General features: G+C 47.9%; 12 protein-coding genes. 5 read left to right on the top strand and 7 right to left on the bottom strand.

What is annotated here, in order from left to right; genetic code table 11:
• Positions 1-440: 440 nt before the first annotated feature.
• The gene (gene lysA / locus NDA03_RS19510) at positions 441-1,907 is read right to left on the bottom strand and encodes a diaminopimelate decarboxylase (protein ID WP_348238897.1); all 1,467 of its coding nucleotides are present in this window, start codon (positions 1,905-1,907) and stop codon (positions 441-443) included.
• 71 nt (positions 1,908-1,978) lie between these two features.
• Between lysA and rimI the strand changes: the two genes are divergently transcribed.
• The 4 genes from rimI to NDA03_RS19490 all read left to right on the top strand — a co-directional run bounded on the left by rimI (position 1,979) and on the right by NDA03_RS19490 (position 6,839).
• The gene (rimI, locus tag NDA03_RS19505) at positions 1,979-2,629 is read left to right on the top strand and encodes a ribosomal protein S18-alanine N-acetyltransferase (RefSeq protein WP_348238896.1); all 651 of its coding nucleotides are present in this window, start codon (positions 1,979-1,981) and stop codon (positions 2,627-2,629) included.
• Positions 2,630-2,902: 273 nt separating this feature from the next.
• Positions 2,903-5,383, top strand: a complete 2,481-nt coding sequence (locus tag NDA03_RS19500; protein WP_190438830.1) for an ATP-dependent Clp protease ATP-binding subunit — start codon at positions 2,903-2,905, stop codon at positions 5,381-5,383.
• 338 nt (positions 5,384-5,721) lie between these two features.
• Positions 5,722-6,528, top strand: a complete 807-nt coding sequence (locus NDA03_RS19495) for an MOSC N-terminal beta barrel domain-containing protein (RefSeq protein WP_348238895.1) — start codon at positions 5,722-5,724, stop codon at positions 6,526-6,528.
• Between the two features lie 14 nt (positions 6,529-6,542).
• Positions 6,543-6,839 (top strand): DUF3288 family protein, encoded by a 297-nt coding sequence (locus tag NDA03_RS19490; protein ID WP_190412039.1) that lies wholly within the window; start codon positions 6,543-6,545, stop codon positions 6,837-6,839.
• A 172-nt stretch (positions 6,840-7,011) separates the two neighbouring features.
• Here NDA03_RS19490 and NDA03_RS19485 read toward each other — a convergent pair whose 3' ends face one another.
• The 6 genes from NDA03_RS19485 to NDA03_RS19460 all read right to left on the bottom strand — a co-directional run bounded on the left by NDA03_RS19485 (position 7,012) and on the right by NDA03_RS19460 (position 14,643).
• Positions 7,012-8,427 (bottom strand): MlaD family protein, encoded by a 1,416-nt coding sequence (locus NDA03_RS19485; protein ID WP_348238894.1) that lies wholly within the window; start codon positions 8,425-8,427, stop codon positions 7,012-7,014.
• A gap of 88 nt (positions 8,428-8,515) precedes the next feature.
• Positions 8,516-9,298 carry an ABC transporter ATP-binding protein gene (locus NDA03_RS19480; protein ID WP_190429226.1) on the bottom strand — a complete coding sequence of 261 codons (783 nt, stop codon included), beginning with the start codon at positions 9,296-9,298 and terminating at the stop codon, positions 8,516-8,518.
• Positions 9,299-9,467: 169 nt separating this feature from the next.
• Positions 9,468-10,589 (bottom strand): magnesium chelatase ATPase subunit I, encoded by a 1,122-nt coding sequence (bchI, locus tag NDA03_RS19475; RefSeq protein ID WP_190531894.1) that lies wholly within the window; start codon positions 10,587-10,589, stop codon positions 9,468-9,470.
• Between the two features lie 19 nt (positions 10,590-10,608).
• On the bottom strand, positions 10,609-10,770 hold the full coding sequence (locus tag NDA03_RS19470) for a hypothetical protein (RefSeq protein ID WP_190675947.1): 162 nt from the start codon (positions 10,768-10,770) through the stop codon (positions 10,609-10,611).
• Positions 10,771-10,836: 66 nt separating this feature from the next.
• On the bottom strand, positions 10,837-13,191 hold the full coding sequence (locus NDA03_RS19465) for a CHASE2 domain-containing serine/threonine-protein kinase (protein WP_348238893.1): 2,355 nt from the start codon (positions 13,189-13,191) through the stop codon (positions 10,837-10,839).
• 1,041 nt (positions 13,192-14,232) lie between these two features.
• Positions 14,233-14,643, bottom strand: a complete 411-nt coding sequence (locus tag NDA03_RS19460; RefSeq protein WP_348238909.1) for a GFA family protein — start codon at positions 14,641-14,643, stop codon at positions 14,233-14,235.
• 527 nt (positions 14,644-15,170) lie between these two features.
• Here NDA03_RS19460 and NDA03_RS19455 point away from each other — a divergent pair.
• Positions 15,171-18,773 (top strand): GAF domain-containing protein, encoded by a 3,603-nt coding sequence (locus NDA03_RS19455; protein ID WP_348238892.1) that lies wholly within the window; start codon positions 15,171-15,173, stop codon positions 18,771-18,773.
• The last annotated feature ends 41 nt before the right edge of the window (positions 18,774-18,814 follow it).

Genomic DNA, 18,814 nt, shown 5'->3' with positions numbered 1-18,814 from the left:
GAGAGCAGTTAGCTATTGGCTTGAATTAACTGTTTAGAGTCTAAATCTAGTGTACCTGTGGTTACGTCCCAGCTAAACAGTTAATAGCTAATTACTGCTTCTATTTTTTACTTTCTTTTTCCCTTAAAGCTCGATTTTAGCTGAAGCGCCCCCCTGGGTAGTAGCGAATTAGGTAGTGAGTCGTAGGATTTTCCGATAACTGACATCTTCCATCAATCGACTATATAAGCGGTTTTCCATTGCGTTCAACACACATGGTAAGAGCGTTTGCGTGAGCTGTGCGCCCCTACATAGCCCTCATGCTCTTTGACATGAGGGCTATGTATATGTATTCCCCTGCCCCCCTTGACGAAAGGGGAGAAAAGCCTCCCTCCTTTGAGTGAGAAGAGACTAAGCGGCAGGGATTTTAGTTGACCGCATTGGTGCAAAAAATTCCCAATCTAACTAACTACTAATCGCTCAGGGAGACGATCCTGCCGAATTACATCCTGGTAGGTTTCCCTCTGCAAAATCAGATTAGCTTCTCCTCGACCTACTAAAACCGCTGCTGGACGAGACAGGCGATTGTAATTAGAAGCCATGCTGTAATTGTAGGCACCTGTGCCCATGACGACGAGAATATCTCCCGGCTCAGTTTTCGGTAGCGATGCTTCTTTGATCAGAATGTCTCCAGATTCGCAGTGTTTACCGGCAAGGGTGACAGTTTCTGTCAAGGGTGCCGACATCCGGTTGGCAACAACGGCTCGATACAGGGATTGGTAGGTGATGGGACGGGGATTGTCAGACATTCCGCCATCAACGGATAGGTAGGTGCGGATGTCTGGAACGACCTTTGATGAGCCTACGGTGTAGGCGGTGACGCAGGCAATCCCAATGAGCGATCGCCCTGGTTCGCACAATAATTTAGGTAAGGGGATTTGTTGAGATTGGCAGGCTGCGGTAATGGCATCGCTGACAGTTTTTACCCACTCGTCAATACTGGGAGGATCGTCTGATTCGGTGTAACGAATTCCTAAGCCACCCCCGACATTTAACTCTTTGACGGGCAATCCATTGGTGGCTGCTTTTTTAAACCACTCCACCAAAACCCCTGCGAGATCGTGATGGGGTTGGCGCTCAAAGATTTGGGAACCGATATGGGCGTGCAACCCGATACAATCCAAAGTTGACTGCTGGCTGATAAAAGCAAAGACTTCCTCTAATTGGTTAGGATCGAAGCCAAATTTGCTATCGAGGTGTCCGGTGCGGATGTATTCGTGAGTGTGGCACTCAATGCCGGGGGTGAACCGCAGCATGATCCGGATTTTGGATTTTGGATGATTAGAGGGGTTAACCTCTGATTCCTTAGGCGCTTGTCCCGATTCCAAAGCCGCGAGGGTGCGTAGCTCTAACCAGTTGTCCACTACAACCGTGCAGCCGGTTTCAACCGCTAAAGTCAGTTCTTCACGGGATTTGTTATTGCCGTGAAAATAAATTTTGTCGGGACTGACGCCAGCTTGCAGCGCCGTGTAGAGTTCGCCACCAGAGACGACATCGATCCCCAAGCCTTCACTCGCAGCGATCGCGCAAACGGCTAGACAACTCCAGGCTTTAGAAGCATACAGTACCTGAGATTCACCGCCATAATAGCGGCTTAAACCATCCCGATATTGACGACAAGCTGTCCGCAGCGTTTCTTCGTCCAAAATATAAAGGGGCGAACCAAATTGCTGCACGAGTTTCGTGACGTCACAACCACCAATTTCCAGGCAGTCGCGGCTGTTAACCCCAGACGTCAGGGGCAAAAGTTCCTGATTGGGTGAGCGATCTACACTGACGTGATGATTTGCGTCTGTACGGGTTGTAGGCGTAAGCGGTAAATATTGCCGTCCAGAATTTTGAACCCCGACTGGTTGAGTCGATAACATGATCTAATAGTTGTCCTTGGATGCTTAACAGGCGTGAATGCGTCTTGTTTTTCAGTCTACAATTGAAAACTGTGACTTTTTTGCAACTTCAGCCGCTGACAGCAGAGCAGCTCTTGGCGGTAGTGGAACTAGACCAACTGTGTTTTGGTCAACTCTGGACTCTAGACGGTTACAAGCGAGAGTTAGAAAGTCCCAATAGTGACTTGCTAGTTATAGAAGAATTTAGCGGCAAGGAACCAGAGGTAATCGGTCAATCCACTCAGTACGTGGGGGAAAACGCCGCCCCGACTGCATTGAGTCCGGAAGGAGATCCGCCTCTAGAGCGATCGCTCGTGGGCATCGGATGTCTCTGGGCAATCTTAGAGGAGGCACACATTACGATTTTGGGAGTGCATCCCAACTATCGGGGTCAGGGCTTGGGGCAGGCACTGCTTTATGCCTTGCTCAAAAAAGCCTGGAAGCGCCGGTTGGAGTGGGCAACGCTGGAGGTGAGAGCATCGAATCGACCTGCCCAGTCTCTCTACGAGAAATTTGGGTTTCAGGAAGTTGGTAGGCGTCGGCGCTATTACAAAGATACGGGCGAAGATGCTTTGATTTTGTGGCGTAGCGGTCTTCAAGCACCCGAATTTCCGCAAACCTTAAGCGACTGGCATTCCTCAATTGGCGATCGCTTCCGTTACTCTCATCGGCAGTTCTTGGAAGCCGATGAAGTTAAAGGATAGAAGGTTGACGGTTATAAGGTTCGGTTATAAGGTTGTAGGGGACATGGTGGTTCAACTGGCGTTTTTTGCCAATGTGTCAATTTACTCACTTTTGTGCCCCGTCAAGTTTCTAACTTTAGATAGTAGCGAGAGACTAGCGATCGCTGAGTTCTACTAACAAAGTCAGAAAAATCTCGCGGGATAGATTTCATCTATCTTCAATGTGACAGCCGGATAAAAACCCTATGCTAGAATCACCATTACAGGCACGCAGCAGGGGAAACGAAATCCGCCATGTTTGAACGCTTCACAGAAAAAGCCATTAAGGTAATCATGCTGGCCCAGGAAGAAGCTCGTCGCCTGGGACACAACTTCGTCGGTACGGAGCAGATCCTCCTGGGTCTAATTGGAGAAGGAACCGGCGTCGCCGCCAAAGTCCTGAAATCTATGGGCGTCAACCTCAAGGATGCTCGGATTGAGGTGGAAAAAATTATCGGTCGTGGTTCTGGCTTTGTGGCGGTAGAAATTCCGTTCACCCCCAGAGCCAAGCGCGTCCTGGAGTTATCTCTAGAAGAAGCTCGCCAACTAGGGCATAACTACATAGGGACGGAACACCTGCTACTGGGTCTGATCCGAGAAGGAGAAGGGGTTGCTGCCAGAGTGTTGGAAAACCTAGGGGTTGACCTCACGAAAGTGCGGACGCAAGTGATTAGAATGCTGGGAGAGACGGCAGAAGTCTCTGCGGGGCAAAGTAGCGGGCGCACCAAGACCCCGACATTAGATGAGTTTGGCTCCAACCTGACCCAGATGGCATCAGAAGGCAAACTCGATCCAGTCGTCGGTCGGGCGAAAGAAATCGAACGGGTCATCCAAATCCTGGGACGCCGCACGAAGAACAACCCAGTGCTGATTGGGGAACCCGGAGTTGGTAAGACCGCGATCGCTGAAGGGTTGGCGAGTCGCATCGCAAACAACGATGTACCGGACATCTTGGAAGAAAAGCGCGTAGTCACGCTGGATATTGGCTTGCTGGTAGCGGGCACCAAATACCGGGGTGAATTTGAAGAGCGCTTAAAGAAAATTATGGATGAAATCCGCAGCGCCGGAAATGTCATCCTAGTAATCGACGAAGTTCACACCCTAATTGGTGCAGGTGCCGCAGAAGGTGCCATCGACGCGGCAAACATCCTGAAACCCGCCTTGGCGAGAGGGGAATTGCAGTGCATCGGTGCAACCACACTAGATGAGTACCGCAAGCACATCGAGCGGGATGCCGCCCTAGAGCGTAGATTCCAGCCGGTGATGGTGGGTGAGCCGACGGTTGCCGAAACGATTGAGATTTTATATGGATTGCGCGAACGTTACGAGCAACACCACAAGCTAAAAATCTCCGATACAGCCGTGGAAGCTGCTGCCAAGCTTTCAGATCGTTATATTTCCGACCGCTACTTGCCGGATAAAGCGATTGACCTGATTGATGAAGCCGGAAGCCGCGTGCGCCTGCTCAACTCTCAGTTGCCCCCCGCAGCGAAGGAATTGGATAAAGAACTGCGTCAGGTTCTCAAGGATAAGGATGATGCAGTCCGGAGTCAAGACTTCGACCGGGCAGGAGAACTGCGCGATCGCGAAATGGAAATCAAAGCCGAAATTCGCGCGATCGCTCAAAGCAAAAAGACCGAATCCGACAAACGCGATGATGTTTCCCCCGTCGTCACCGAGGAAGACATTGCCCACATTGTCGCCTCTTGGACTGGAGTGCCGGTGAACAAGCTCACCGAATCCGAATCTGAGAAGCTTCTGCACATGGAAGACACACTGCACAATCGGCTGATCGGTCAAGAAGAAGCCGTCAAAGCAGTTTCCAGAGCCATTCGTCGGGCACGAGTCGGCTTAAAGAACCCCAACCGACCGATTGCCAGCTTTGTCTTCTCAGGGCCGACGGGTGTAGGTAAGACGGAACTCGCAAAGTCTTTGGCTACTTACTTCTTCGGTTCGGAAGAAGCGATGATTCGCTTGGATATGTCCGAATACATGGAGCGCCACACGGTTTCCAAACTGATTGGTTCGCCTCCAGGCTATGTCGGTTACAACGAAGGCGGTCAGCTCACCGAAGCAGTACGTCGTCGTCCTTACACCGTGGTACTATTCGACGAAATCGAAAAAGCCCACCCGGATGTATTCAATATGCTGCTGCAAATCTTGGAAGACGGTCGCCTGACCGATGCCAAGGGACGCACAGTAGACTTCAAGAACACGCTCTTGATTCTTACCTCCAACATCGGTTCTAAAGTGATTGAAAAAGGTGGAACGGGGCTTGGCTTCTTCGATACCCAAGAGAACGAAGCAGAGGCACAATACACCCGCATTCGCTCGCTGGTGAACGAAGAACTGAAGCAATACTTCCGCCCAGAGTTCTTAAACCGTCTCGATGAGATCATCGTCTTCCGCCAATTGACGAAGGACGAGGTGAAGGAAATCGCCGACATCATGCTCAAAGAGGTGATCGGACGGTTGAGCGAACAGGGAATTATCTTAGAAGTTACGGAACGCTTCAAGGATCGTCTGGTGGAAGAAGGATACAACCCCAGCTATGGTGCCCGTCCGCTGCGTCGCGCCATCATGCGCCTGTTAGAGGATAGCTTGGCGGAAGAAATCCTCAGCGGTCGCGTCTCAGATGGAGACACGGCAATTGTGGATGTCGATGAAACCACGAAGGAAGTGAAAGTGCTGCAAGGTCAGAAGCGAGAATTGCTTCCCCAAGCGGCTGAAAGTTAAAGATTAAAAATTAAAAATGAATTTGTCATGATTCATTTTTAATTTTTAGTGTTATACGGTAGAGAAGCAATAGTTTCTCTACCGTTTTTGTATGTAGCGGGCGTTTGATTAGAGTATTGCCTAATTTCAAGAAAGATTAAAAATGAACAATAGGCTTCTTACAAAAATACCGAACTTTTAATTTTCAAACACAGATGAACTCAGATGTAGAAGCGAAGCGGCTTCCCGTTTCCCGAAAGATAGGGTAAGCTTTCGGAATGTCTAATGAAAGCAAAAATTCTATTGAAAAAGAGTTGTCTATTTTTAATACAAGCATTTTTAATTTCTAATTGATTACCGTGTCTTACCTTGCCCGCATTCTGGTTTATCCAATCAAATCTCTAGATGGTGTTTCCGTTACCAAAGCAACCATCCTTAAAAGTGGTGCATTACAGTATGACCGAGAGTTTTCTATTTGTGACGCTCAAGGTCGATTCGTGAATGCCAAGCGCAATCCGAAAGTTCACTTACTGCGGACTTCTTTTGACATTGATACGGATACTGAGAAGATTACTCGTGTTTGCTTAGAAGTCCAAGGAACAGAACAAACCCACATTTTTCACATCGATCGGGAACGGACTGAATTAGAAGCTTGGTTGAGCAACTATTTCGACTTTCCCGTAAAACTCTGCCAGAACTTAGTCTCTGGCTTTCCAGATGATACCAATGCCTCCGGGCCAACAGTCATCAGTACCGCCACGCTGGAGACAGTCGCCTCCTGGTTTCCTACCCTGACGGGGGATGAATTGCGGCGACGCCTGCGGGCAAATCTGGAAATTGGAGGCGTCCCGGCATTTTGGGAAGATCGGCTGTTTGGGGCGCAAGAGGATGTGGTGCCGTTTCTGGTGCGAGATGTGCAGATAAATGGGGTCAATCCCTGTCAGCGTTGTGTGGTGCCGACACGAGACTCTCTAATGGGCGAGGTTTACCCTAATTTTCAAAAGTTATTTGTGCAAGCGCGGAAAGAAACTTTGCCCAGTTGGGTAGATTCATCTCGATTTAATCACTTTTACCGGCTCTCGGTAAACACGCGCATCCCTGAATCGGAAGCCGGTAATATTTTACAGGTGGGAGACGAAGTGGAAATTCAAACACTTAAAAACTAAAAATTAGAGATTATATGGCAGAGACAGGAAACAAAGATCAACAGCATCCTCTCCAAGGACGCGATCGCCAACTCGTTAACAGCCTCTTAACCGGGGAAATGAATGATTTCAATCTGGCGGAACTCGCCCGTCTACGCATTCGCTATCGTGGCTTTCCAGGGGCAAGGGAGATTCAACAAGACCTGGATATGATTCTCCGCCAGTGGAACTTGACAGAAGATGCACTCTTTGAAAAAACTCGTCAGATTCATGCCACAAGTATTGTCTATAAAAGTCGCAGCAAGCGGCAAGATGAAGAAGATTGGAATTAGCGTGCTAGAGCAAATCTCGTTTGGATACAGTATCTTTAAAACCCAAATGTTTTTGCGCGAATGCTTCACCCCTACATAATTCCAACAGGTGTAGGTGATGCATTGCCTTGTAAGGACGGGGAATCATTGAAAGCCTCTCTCCTTCCAGGCGAGAGCATGGAACTGAGGCTTGCTAATTCTTATTTTCAGAGTCAGCTAGTGGCTGAATAGATTCTTCCTCCCAGTAAGCAGAAGGTAACGCCTTTCCCATTGGTTCGCGCTGTACAGACTTTAACTGCTTCTTTTGGGCGATGGGTGTCAAGGAAGGCGATGCAAGGGGGAGCAAAGAATTATTCTGCTGCGTTCCGATCCCGGTTCCCTGATTGACTGCTGGCAATCCAGGTTCTAGAACCTCAGCCACTTGAACTTGCTGCTGTAGGTCTTCTGTCGAAGACACCAAATTGCTGAGTCCATTCACCAAATTTCGCAAATTGTTACGGAAAGCTTCATCTCCTGTCAAATCATCCAGGTCAGATGTAATTTTCTGAGCATTTTCAAACGTCATCCGCGCTGAGTCTAAAGTTTGTTGCAATACAACCAAATTCGTTGGACTGTTAAGAGCGGTGGAAAGATCGCGAAAGTTAGCAGATGCTTGCGCTGCATTGATGGACGCCTGCGCCGCATTTGCAGACACGAGTTCTAAGTTACGCCGTAGTTGTCCACCTCCAAACTGGTTGACTTGCCCTGTTAGGTTACTTGCACTCAGGCGCAGCTGTTCGCTGGCTTGGCTAAAGTTGTTCAAGGTACTGACGAGAGTCGAACGGTTGCCTACGACCAGACTATTCATATTATCGACGAGCCGATTTACCTGGGTCGCAGTCCCGCTATATTGATTCGCGGTCCTAGAAATCTGATTGGCTGCCAAAGCAACTTGATTGCTGGTTTGATTGGCAGCACTCGTCACTGAATTGGCTGCGACTGAGAAGTTTTTAATTTCTTGTTGCACTGAGCGACTCAAACCCGTGAGTTCGCGGGTAAGTTGAGATACCCCAACGGCGGCGACGCTGGTATTTTTAGCAACTGAGTTGAGGTTGGCAAAGAATGCGGGGTCGCTGTAGAGATTGGCGATGCGGGTAGTGCTGCGAAGCAGTTCATCAAAACTGACACCAATTTGACCTTGCACGCGATCCTCGTCACAAACAATCAGGCTAGACTGGCATTGCGGATCGAGCGGATTGGCGACCTTCGCGTCTGGCTGGAAGGGCTTCAGGGGAGTAATGTCAATCGAAGTTTCGCTGAGCAGACCGGATTGATTGGCTTCAACGACGACATCACGGGGAATCAGTAAGTCAGCCGGTGCAATTTCCATGACCACATCGACGCCATTCGAGCCTGGGTTGATGGCAGTAATTTTCCCAACATTGACGCCGCGATAGCGGACGGGTGCGCCAGCTTGCATCCCGCCAGCATTGACAAATTCTGCCACGACTGTGTAGCTACGGCTACCGGGGTTCATCCCGCGTATCCACAAAATCAGACCCCCAAACAAGAAAAGGGACAGCAGGATTAACAAACCGACGGAGCCTTCTCGAACCGTTCGCGATCGCATCTGTTCTCCTCATACCATTAACAATTAAGAATTAAAAATGCTTACATTAAAAATTCTGCCTTTTTTAATTTTTAATTTTTAATTGATTTTAGCCGATGACGTGAATTGGGCCGGTTACACTTCCACTAAAAAATTGTTGAACGATAGGATTTTGGGTGGTATCAATCTCGCTGACGGCACCTTCCCACTGTACCTGTCCCTGATAGAGAAATATCACTCGGTCAGCAGTGCGGCGAATGGTGCTTTCTTGGTGCGTCACCATGACATAACTGCTACAACTGTCTGGTATTTGCTGCAACTGACGAACTAAATCTTCAATCACTGTGGAAGCAATGGGGTCAAGACCAGCAGTAGGCTCATCATAGAGTAAAACTTCTGGGTTGTCTTGGGGATGGTCTGGATTGGACATAATCGCACGGGCGAAACTCACCCGCTTTCGCATTCCACCCGATAATTGCGAGGGGTAGCGATCGCTAACCCCTGGCAACCCAACCATCTCTAGCTTTTCCTCCACCAATTCTCGTATCCGCCGACGTGACAGTTTAGAACGCTGAAACAGCAGAAAGCCGACATTCTCTTCCACCGTCAGCGAATCGAATAAAGCCGCTTGTTGGAACACCATCCCAATTCCAAGGGGATCTTCGGCATCTTCGATTAAGCCGCGACGTCGCTTTCCCAGGATATAAACTTCACCAGAATCAGGAGCCAGAAGTCCCGCAATAATCCGCAAAATCGTCGATTTACCAGTCCCGGAGGGGCCAATAATTGCCAGCGCATCGTCCCGATAAATTGTCAGATCGACCCCATCTAAGATGACATTGTTGCCAAAGGATTTAGAAATTCCCTTTAGTTCGATGAGTGGCTCTGCCATAGAAAGATTGCGGATTGGTAAAAAGTTTTGAGTTTTGAGTTTTGAATTAAAGAACTCTTTTATAACTCAAAATTCAACGCTCATAAATTAAAACTTTTAATTTTAATTTATGGGCGTTGAATCGAAAAACTCTCTAATCACTCAACACTCAACACACTCTCAGTCCTGATTACCGAACACCCTGACGAACTCCATTCGCTGTAGCTGTGTTGGTTTCTGCTGAGGACGCTTCCAGTCCAAAGACGCGACCAAACACTTTTTCCACCTTGTAGCCGGAATCAATGGACTCCAAGGGGTCTTTGCGGAGCCGGTGACGCAGACACAGGGTGATGACGCGGTGGATATCGTCTACGGTGACTTCAGTGCGTCCTTCTAGGGCAGCGATCGCGCGAGCGGCTCGGTTCGTAACCATATCGCCCCGTAAGCCGTCTACATCCAACTCCGAACAAACTTCGGAGATTTTCACCCGCAAGTCATAGTCCATCGTCACCGAGGACAGGCGTTCTTGAGCGCTGACGAGCTTTTGTTGCAATGCTTGTTGCTGCGGAAGATATTTTTCCAGAAACTTCGGGGGATTTTGGTCAAACTCAGCCCGTTGCTCTACAATTTCCACTCGCAGCGCTGGTTCCTTCACCGTGCGAATTTCTGCGTGCATTCCAAAGCGGTCGAGCAGTTGAGGTCGCAGTTCGCCTTCTTCCGGGTTGCCGGAACCGACTAGAACAAATCTCGCCGGGTGACGGATGGAAATTCCTTCCCGTTCGACAGTGTTCCAGCCGCTTGCCGCTGAGTCGAGCAGCACATCGACTAGGTGGTCGTCAAGTAGGTTGACTTCATCTACATAGAGAATGCCCCGGTTGGCTTTCGCGAGGAGTCCGGGTTCAAAAGCTCTGACTCCTTGGGATAAAGCTTTTTCAATGTCAATAGTGCCGCAGACGCGGTCTTCTGTCGCACCGAGCGGCAGGTCAACCATCGTCACTTTTTTGTGGGCGACGGGAATTTCTTCCTGTTTCGCCAAGCGATCGCGCACGCTGTCGCTCATCAAATCGGGGTCTCTTGGATGACTATTAAAGGGGTCATCGGCAACGACTTCGATTTCTGGCAACAGGTCAGCCAAAGCCCGGATCGTGGTGGATTTGCCCGTTCCGCGATCGCCCATAATCATCACGCCGCCAATGTAGGGGTCAATCACATTCAGCAGCAAGGCCAGTTTCATCTCTTCCTGACCCACGATAGCAGTGAAAGGAAAAACGACACGGCGTGCCGTAGGGGACGCTGAGGCTGTCGGACTCACAGAATTGTTACCCATCTTATTATTCACCGCCTTTCATTGTGCCACTTTTCGCTTCATCCGAACCGAAAATTCCGAATCCATTGAAGATGAGTGAATTCAGTATTTTGCCAAACGGCATGGGTTCAATTTTTCTGAAGCGATCGCATTTTTTAGGCAAATCTTCGTCTAAAACATTTTTCAAACGATGTCAATCCCCCCTCACCTGTAGCACCCACATCCTGACTACCGCCTGACTACCGGATGATGTTTACGCGGGAGCGCTAGGAAGCCGTTTCAACTCCTGTAGCACCTCTGTAGCTGACTGGTAACGAGTCACAAAGTGGAAGTGCACCATCTTATCCAAAATCTCGGCAAATTCGTCTCGCACTGAGGCAAATTCGCGCCAATTAATGTTGCCGGTGTTCCGGTCAGTTTCCAGCTTACTAGGCGGTATCCCCGTCACTGCCTCCACCCCAATCATGCCCAAGGCGTAGATATCACTGCTGAACCTAGGGTGTCCGTCGTATTGCTCAGCCGGAGTATAACCACGGGTGCCGATAGCAATGGTGCGGTTTTCCTGTTCGCTTTCTTCTTGGGGCTGAATCTGTTTCACGGCACCAAAGTCAATTAAAACTAAGCGACCGTCTTTTTCTCGGCGAATAATATTACTCGGCTTAATATCCCGGTGGATGACTTGGTTTTCATGGATAAATACCAGAATTTCCAGCACCCCGCACAGGATTTCCACCACTTGCGCTTCCGGTAGGCGCTTATCTATCAATAGTTCATCCGTGAGCGGATGACCTTTAATAAATTCTTCAATTAAATAGAATTCTTCGTTTTCTTCAAAATAGGCAAGTAACTGCGGAATCTGAGAATGGTGCCCCAAGCTTTCCAGAATGGCGGCTTCTGTAAAAAATAGCCGTTTTGCCAATTTCAAGAATTTTTCATCCCGAAGCGCAGGCATTAAATGCTTAACCGCACACTGGGGCTTACCAGGTCGCATGGTATCTTCGGCTAAATACGTATGACCAAACCCGCCCGAAGCCAGAGGTCGAAGAATCTTGTAGCGTCCCATCAATAGAGATGGTCGCAGGGAGTCGCCGTACTTTACGGGAGAGGAATCTAATAATCGCTGGCGCTCCAGTCGCTCAGGTTCTGTAATTACATCTAAGCTAGGCTGCCACGGCTGAGTCTCATCATCATCATCATAATCATCGCGATTAGGCAGAACTGATAGGGGAGCTGGCGCGATCGCAGTTGCTACCTCTGCTTCTTCCTCAGTCTGTGGTTCCTGATTCTTCTGTTGGAGAAGTGCTTGCATCTGCGCCAGGTTGAATTGCTGTTCCTGAACCAGAAGCGCGATTTTTTTCTGATTTTGTTCGGCTTGGTGAGAGCTATAAGCCACGACACCGGCAGCTGTACCCACCAACGCGATCGCAGAGGGAACCACTGGCACCCATCCCGCCTGGGTAAACAGCACCCAACACGTCCCAAACAGGACACCCAGCGCGGCTCCCTGTCCCAGTAACAAGTGCCCTGGATGCCGCAGCCGCAAAGCCATCAACCCGCCAGTTACAGACCAACCCAATACCCACAAAGCTTCTCCCCAATCCGACCAGAACCAAAATAAACGACGCCCATCCAGGACAGCACTGAGCATCTGGCTTACCAGATGGGCATGAGTGACAACCCCAGGCATTTTCCGATTTCCCTTCTGTGAGCCGCTGTAGGGAGTATAGAAGGCATCCTTAATGCTGGAAGCAGTAACCCCGATGAGAACGATGCGGTCTTTTACCCAGCTAGGGTCAAACTGACCGTTGAGGACTTGACTCATCGTTACCTGGTTAAAAGGACGGTTGGCAGAGCGGTAATTGATGAGGATTTGGTACCCCTGCGCATCCATGCCTTGATATCCTCCATCGTTAGCCTCTAGAGGTTTGAAGACAGTGTTGTTCCAACGGAGAGGTGGGGTGTCTGAAGCAACGATTCCTTCTTTTTGTAAGTAACGTTGTACCAGTTGGAAGCTAAAGGAGTTCGGGTTAGGGCAAGGTTTGTAAACGGATGGAGAGACAAATAACAAACCCCGGCGGATAACGCCATCAGAATCAGCCTTTCCGATATCGGCAAAGCCAGCCTGGTCATCAGCAATATTGGGTGGTGGTGGAATGCCGGGGCTTTCCGAGTCTTTGACGGCACACACCGGAACGATGCGGCGATCGCTACTCATCAGCTTGGAGAATGCCGCATGACCCGGTTCTACGGGCAAATCGCGATAAATATCTAGCCCGACAGTACGCGGCTCGTTTGCCAGCAGTTTTGCCAGCATCTGATGCATTCGTTCGTCAGACAGGGGATATTGCTTGTAGGTTTGGATGTCTGCTTCGGTGACAGCGACCACCAAGATCCGGGGATCTGGCTCTTCGGCTGGTCGTAACCGCATCATCTGGTCATAAGCACCTAGTTCCAGCGTCTCCAGCAGACCTTGTTGCCGGACTCCCAGCACTAAGAGGGAGACCACCACACTGACCACAAGTGCTGGTTGTCCCAAGATTAAGGCAGCAGTGCGTCTTAGGTGCGATCGCACTGTATGGAAATTCCCCTTTGAAAGCCGATCTATCACAGGAACGTTGTCAGGTTAGAAAGTAAAAAGCTTAATTAAAAGGTTGGAATGGTTAAAACTTACCGATCTTAACAAGCGATCGCTACGACGTATGGGAATACTTACAGCGTACAAATTTGCTTGCGTTACCCTAGCCCTGCTGTCCGATAACAGCCTGCTTTTGCCACTTCAAGCCTGCATGGCTTTTAGAAATAAATGCCTCCTGTCCCTATTTGCATTCTAGTGTTCGTAACTGACTGTGAGTATCGCTCTGCCGTTTCGATCGCTCGGTTATTTTCCTTTAGTCTTTTGTCACTCTAGTCCTTCTTTACCATACTTAAGTCTTGGTGGTAACTTTCTTAAGTGGTTATTTTGCGTGTTCTTTCGCTTGAGGTACATTCATCGCTAGTTTCGGTGTTGGCAGATTCTTTAGCAATTGAGCGTGCGAGGGGAGAGACGGCAAAGTTGGTAGTAGACAGTAGAAAAATAGACTCATTGCTTCTAGTTTTTCCTCTAAAAGAAGGATTTTTAAGCTAAAATCGGTCGCATTGCTAGGAATAATGAGAATTTTTGTCTGCTCCTGAATTCGGATTTTTTATTAGACGTTACTCTATACTCTCTTCTGGCTTTGTTGACGGCTAAGCTTTTTACAGTTTCAATTTAATAATTCAGCCAATATTGAAACAAAATTAACAATTAAAAATAATTTCCTTGGAGCTATAAGCGTATTTTATAAAAATAATCCTACCTATTTTGTCCTCATGCAGGCAGATAAGATTCACGCTCCTCAATTCTCTTGATTTCAGCGCCAAGCTGGCTTTCTCCCCAATAGTTTGGAGAGGACTGCAAGAAATGGTAGTCAATAGGGCAAGATGCTTTTTTTCGCAGAATTGTAGCTACTTAAATTGAATACCACTCACTTAAGAGTTTCCGGCTGGGTTTCGCACAAAGGCGGAACCCAACACCTCCCTTAGTGTTTGTTGGGTTACTCTCTCTTGAAGACTCCGTCTACATGACCTCAAACCACCCTACAATCATAGATAAGCTGGGTAAGAGGATTTATTAATCCGTGTCCAATGCTTCAGAGCGAATTAGGTGTACGTTTTGTTCCCAATTAACCCCATCAAAAGGCACAATGCGAAAGCGAGACACCACATCCCCATCCAGACAACGCACGTTGACATCAATAGATTCGGGATGGGAACGGGGACGATAAAAAGGGTGAATCCCACAAATACGGCAGAAGGTGTGCTTAGCAACACCCGTGTTGAAGGTGTAGGTTGTCAATAAGTCTGCACCGCTTAGCAAGGTAAAACGTTCGGACGGCACAATTAGATGTAAAAAGCCCTTCTTCCTACAGATGGAACAGTTGCAGTCATCTGCCTTATGTTCGTCAACGATTACCCGAAAGCGGACTGCGCCACAGTGACAGCCGCCTTCGTAGGTAATTGGTTCTTCTGTTTGTGCGCTCATATTAGTCATTCACGGTTAGCAGAGTTTGGTTGATTTCCAGTTCCTAGTCTATTCTTAATGGCTATTTTCTAGCACTTCTCTCGCAAATAATGGTTAAAGTGTAGAGAAAAGCGTGGTTCGCTACTTTTATGACCGCTCTACAACTATAATAAATTAAACATAAATATATATTTCTTTATGAGATTAAAAGTAAATATTGTTTAGTATAAACAAAAACCAATTTTAAAATCAGTTAGGAAATTCTAACGTAAAAGAGCCATTACTTAGGTTTTCTCAGGAGGTAATGTTTTTTATCGAGCTGCAATGAGTTATTATAATTGCTGGCTCAAATATCTATGATAGACATAGCCTTTTTAGAAAGCGAACGATTGAGTTAGTATAGCATTTAACATTACATAGCCATAACTGAGGCATTCAAACCCATCAAACAACTTGCTATTTAGTCCATTAAATTAGTTTTTTGATAAACAAAGATAAAAAATTTAGTCCCTCTATCTCTATAAAAAAAAGGGGTAAGAGATTACAAAATGGACGCAAATCACCAGCCAATTGGGCATGACTATTTACAAGGTGAAGGTGCTTCTGGAGAGTTACAACAAACTATTGCGGGTGCAGATGTAGAACGTCCTCAACTTGAGGAAGAACTGCGGAACACGAGAGCTGAACTAGAAGCATACCGAACACTGTACAACAAGACTCCCTGTATTCACTTTACTTTGGATTCAGAAGGAGTCGTTGTTGGGGTTAATCAGTTTGGAGCGGCTCGTCTTGGTTATAGCGTCCAAGAGTTGGTTGGAAAAACAATTTTCAGCACTTTTGCTCCTGACGAGCGAGAAAAGTTAAAAGCTGAGTTTGCTCAGTTTTTGCAACAAGCAATTCAAGAAGCATTTGAGTTGAGTTCAGGGATCGAGTCAAACGCTTTGGTTACTAGTTGGGAATTGCGCGCCTGTTGCAAAGACGGCAGCATTTTCTGGGTAAATGTTACCGCTAGCATTGTACAAAGAACGAATACGGATAGAGTTGTCCTCCTGGTTTGCGATGACATAACTGAGCGCAAACAAGCACAGGAACGTCTACATTTACTGGAGCAGGTTCTCCGTGATTGCTGCAATGGCATTGTCCTTACCGACTCCAATCAACCAGATAATCCAATTATTTATATCAATCCAAGTTTTGAGCGTTTAACAGGCTACTCTGCTGAGGAAATCATAGGGTACAACTGCCGCTTCTTGCAGGGCGCTGACACTGCTCAGCCAGCACTTGATGAGCTACGAATGGCGATTAGGGAAGCGAGAGAATGCCATGTCACCTTACGCAACTATCGCAAAGATGGCACCCTTTTCTGGAACGAACTCTATCTTTCCCCAATCGGGAGTCCACAAGGGAATCTAATCGGTTTTGTGGGGATTCAGACTGACATTACCGAGCGCAAACAGGCAGAAGAGGCACTAAGCAAAAGCGAAGCAAAAAATCGCGCTCTTATAAGTGCCATCCCAGATTTAATCTTCCGAATTAGCAAAGATAGCACTTATTTGGACGTCAAAACGGCAAGAGATTTTGATACGTTCTTACCTGCTCAGGAATTCTTAGGTAAAAAGTTAGACGAGGTTTTGCCCACAGAAGTCGCTGAGAAAGCCAAATACCATGTGGAGCAAGCACTTTCTACGAACGAAATCCAAATCTTCGAGTATCAGCTTCCCAAAAATGGCTATTTGCACGATTACGAGGCGCGGCTAGTTGTCAGTGGGGAAGATGAAGTTTTAGTCATTGTGCGCGATATTAGCGATCGCAAAGCCGCTGAAGAGTCACTGAGACAGCAAACCGAGCGGGAACGACTGCTGAGGGCGATGCTAGAACGCATCCGTCAGTCTTTAAATTTAGAAGAGATTCTCAACACGACGGTGTCTGAAGTCCGGCAATTTCTCGCCTCCGATCGAGTGATCGTTTTCCGCTTTCAGCCGGACTGGAGTGGAGTCGTGGTAGTGGAGTCTGTCGCCAACGGTTGGACTCCAATCCTGGGAACAACAATCCACGATCCTTGCTTTGAACAAGTCTATGTCCAGTACCAACAGGGTCGCACTAAAACTATAGAAGATATTTATACAGCCGAGTTGAGTCAGTGTCACATCGATTTACTACATCGGCTTCAAGTTAGAGCCAGCTTGATCGTCCCGATTCTCCAAGGAGAGGAATTGTGGGGACTGCTAATTGCTCATGATTGTTCGCAACCCCGACAGTGGCAACAGTTGGAAATTGATTTGCTTTGTTCACTGGCAACCCAGGTAGCGATCGCAATTCAGCAAGCCGAACTCTACAACCAAATGCAACAGCAAGCTCAGCGCGAGCAAGCACTGAATCGGTCTATTTCTGAAATTCGTAGCTCTCTAGAATTAGAAGTAATTTTTGCCACAGCCACAACGGAAATTGGTCAGCTTTTGCACATCGACCACGTTTCCATCCTGCAATATCTTCCGCAGCGGCAGGTTTGGCTGAATGTGGCACTTTACTATCAAGGTTCCAGTTTGTCGAGCAGGCTGGGTATGGAATTTCCAGATGTAGACAATTTGTTGGGAAGGCAACTCAAGCAGTTACAAGTGGTTTCCATTCACGATACTCAGACTATCGAGGATGAGGGGAATAAGCCTCTAGCAGAGGCTTATCCGGGTGCTTGGTTGTTGGTACCGATACACTTTCAAGGAAACCTCTGGGGAATCTTAACACTATCGATGGAAGGTCGTCCTCGCTACTGGCAAGACTCAGAGGTAGACCTGGTTTGTGCCTTCGCGGCTCAACTAGCGATCGCGATTGGGCAATCCACCCTGTTTAAGCAGGTGCAGCAGCTGAACGCCAATTTAGAACGCCAAGTGCAACAACGCACAACCCAACTGCAAAAAGCGCTTGGCTTTGAAGCCGTGCTAAAACGCATCACCGACAAAGTCCGCGATAGTCTCGACGAAAGCCAGATTTTACAGGTAGCCGTTCGAGAGTTAGCGCTTTCATTTAATATGGGCAGCTGTCATGCTTCGCTCTACAACCTGGAGCAAGAAACTGCCACAATTTGCTACGAGTACGCCACCTCAATGCCTTCCTCGCAGGGTCAGGTGATGCAAATGGCAGACTTCCCGGAAATTTACGCTCCTCTACGACAAGGTAAATGTTTCCAATCTTGTTCAATCAGTCCCGACTTTGTCCGGAGTAAGGTGGCGATGTTGGCTTGCCCGATATTGGACGATCAAGGAGTGCTGGGGGATTTGTGGTTATTCCATCGCCCAGACTATACCTTCAAAAAACTAGAGATCCGGCTAGTGCAGCAAGTAGCGAATCAATGCGCGATCGCAATCCGTCAAGCCCGATTTTATCAAGCATCCCTGGCACAAGTAGAGGAACTAGAAAAACTCAATCGGCTCAAAGATGAATTCCTCAGCACCGTTTCTCACGAATTACGTTCGCCCGTATCCAACATGAAAATGGCGGCTCAGATGTTGGAAATCACCCTCAAGCGCGAGGGTGTCTTGGATGCCAAAATAGCAAAACCCCCTACAGAGGTCAGCAAAGTCAGTCTCTACTTGCAGATATTGCAGAAGGAATGCAAACGGGAAACCGATTTAATCAACGATTTGCTTGATTTACAACGCCTAGAGGCCGGGACGCGACCCTTGGATTTAGACGTCATCGAACTTCATCTCTGGTTGCCCCAAATTGTAAAACCTTTTCAAGAGCGTGCCCAAAACCGCCAACAAATCTTGCAGGTTGACATCCCCTCTCAATTACCTCGCTTAGTCTCTGATTCATCTAGTCTGGAACGCATCCTCGCAGAGTTGCTCAACAACGCTTGTAAATACACTCCCCCAGGAGAAAAAATTGTCCTTACCGCCGAAGCGAAATCGGGAACCCTTCAATTGAGTGTCAAAAATTCTGGAGCTGAAATTCCTCAGAGCGAACTAACCCGTATTTTTGATAAATTTTACCGAGTTCCCAATGCTGACCCCTGGAAGCAAGGCGGAACTGGCTTGGGACTGGCACTTGTGAAGAAACTGACAGAGCATTTAGGAGGCGAAATCTGGGTTGAGAGTGGATCGGGTCAAACCGGCTTTATTATAGAGCTACCGATTAATTTTGCTTATAGTTAACTTTCCCCGACGCCTTTCCCAACCCCAAGAGAAACACGAAG

It is taken from the genome of Trichocoleus sp. Lan (genome assembly GCF_039961855.1).
Lineage (GTDB): Bacteria > Cyanobacteriota > Cyanobacteriia > Cyanobacteriales > FACHB-T130 > FACHB-T130.
This window is presented reverse-complemented; position numbering and strand designations above follow the sequence as displayed.

What these genes read in the sequence shown, in the direction of transcription:
- NDA03_RS19480 (WP_190429226.1), bottom strand. Translation starts at nt 9,298, where the DNA reads ATGGCAGAGCCACTCATCGAACTAAAGGGAATTTCTAAATCCTTTGGC.
- NDA03_RS19490 (WP_190412039.1), top strand. Translation starts at nt 6,543, where the DNA reads ATGGCAGAGACAGGAAACAAAGATCAACAGCATCCTCTCCAAGGACGC.
- NDA03_RS19455 (WP_348238892.1), top strand. Translation starts at nt 15,171, where the DNA reads ATGGACGCAAATCACCAGCCAATTGGGCATGACTATTTACAAGGTGAA.
- NDA03_RS19485 (WP_348238894.1), bottom strand. Translation starts at nt 8,427, where the DNA reads ATGCGATCGCGAACGGTTCGAGAAGGCTCCGTCGGTTTGTTAATCCTG.
- lysA (WP_348238897.1), bottom strand. Translation starts at nt 1,907, where the DNA reads ATGTTATCGACTCAACCAGTCGGGGTTCAAAATTCTGGACGGCAATAT.
- NDA03_RS19460 (WP_348238909.1), bottom strand. Translation starts at nt 14,643, where the DNA reads ATGAGCGCACAAACAGAAGAACCAATTACCTACGAAGGCGGCTGTCAC.
- NDA03_RS19500 (WP_190438830.1), top strand. Translation starts at nt 2,903, where the DNA reads ATGTTTGAACGCTTCACAGAAAAAGCCATTAAGGTAATCATGCTGGCC.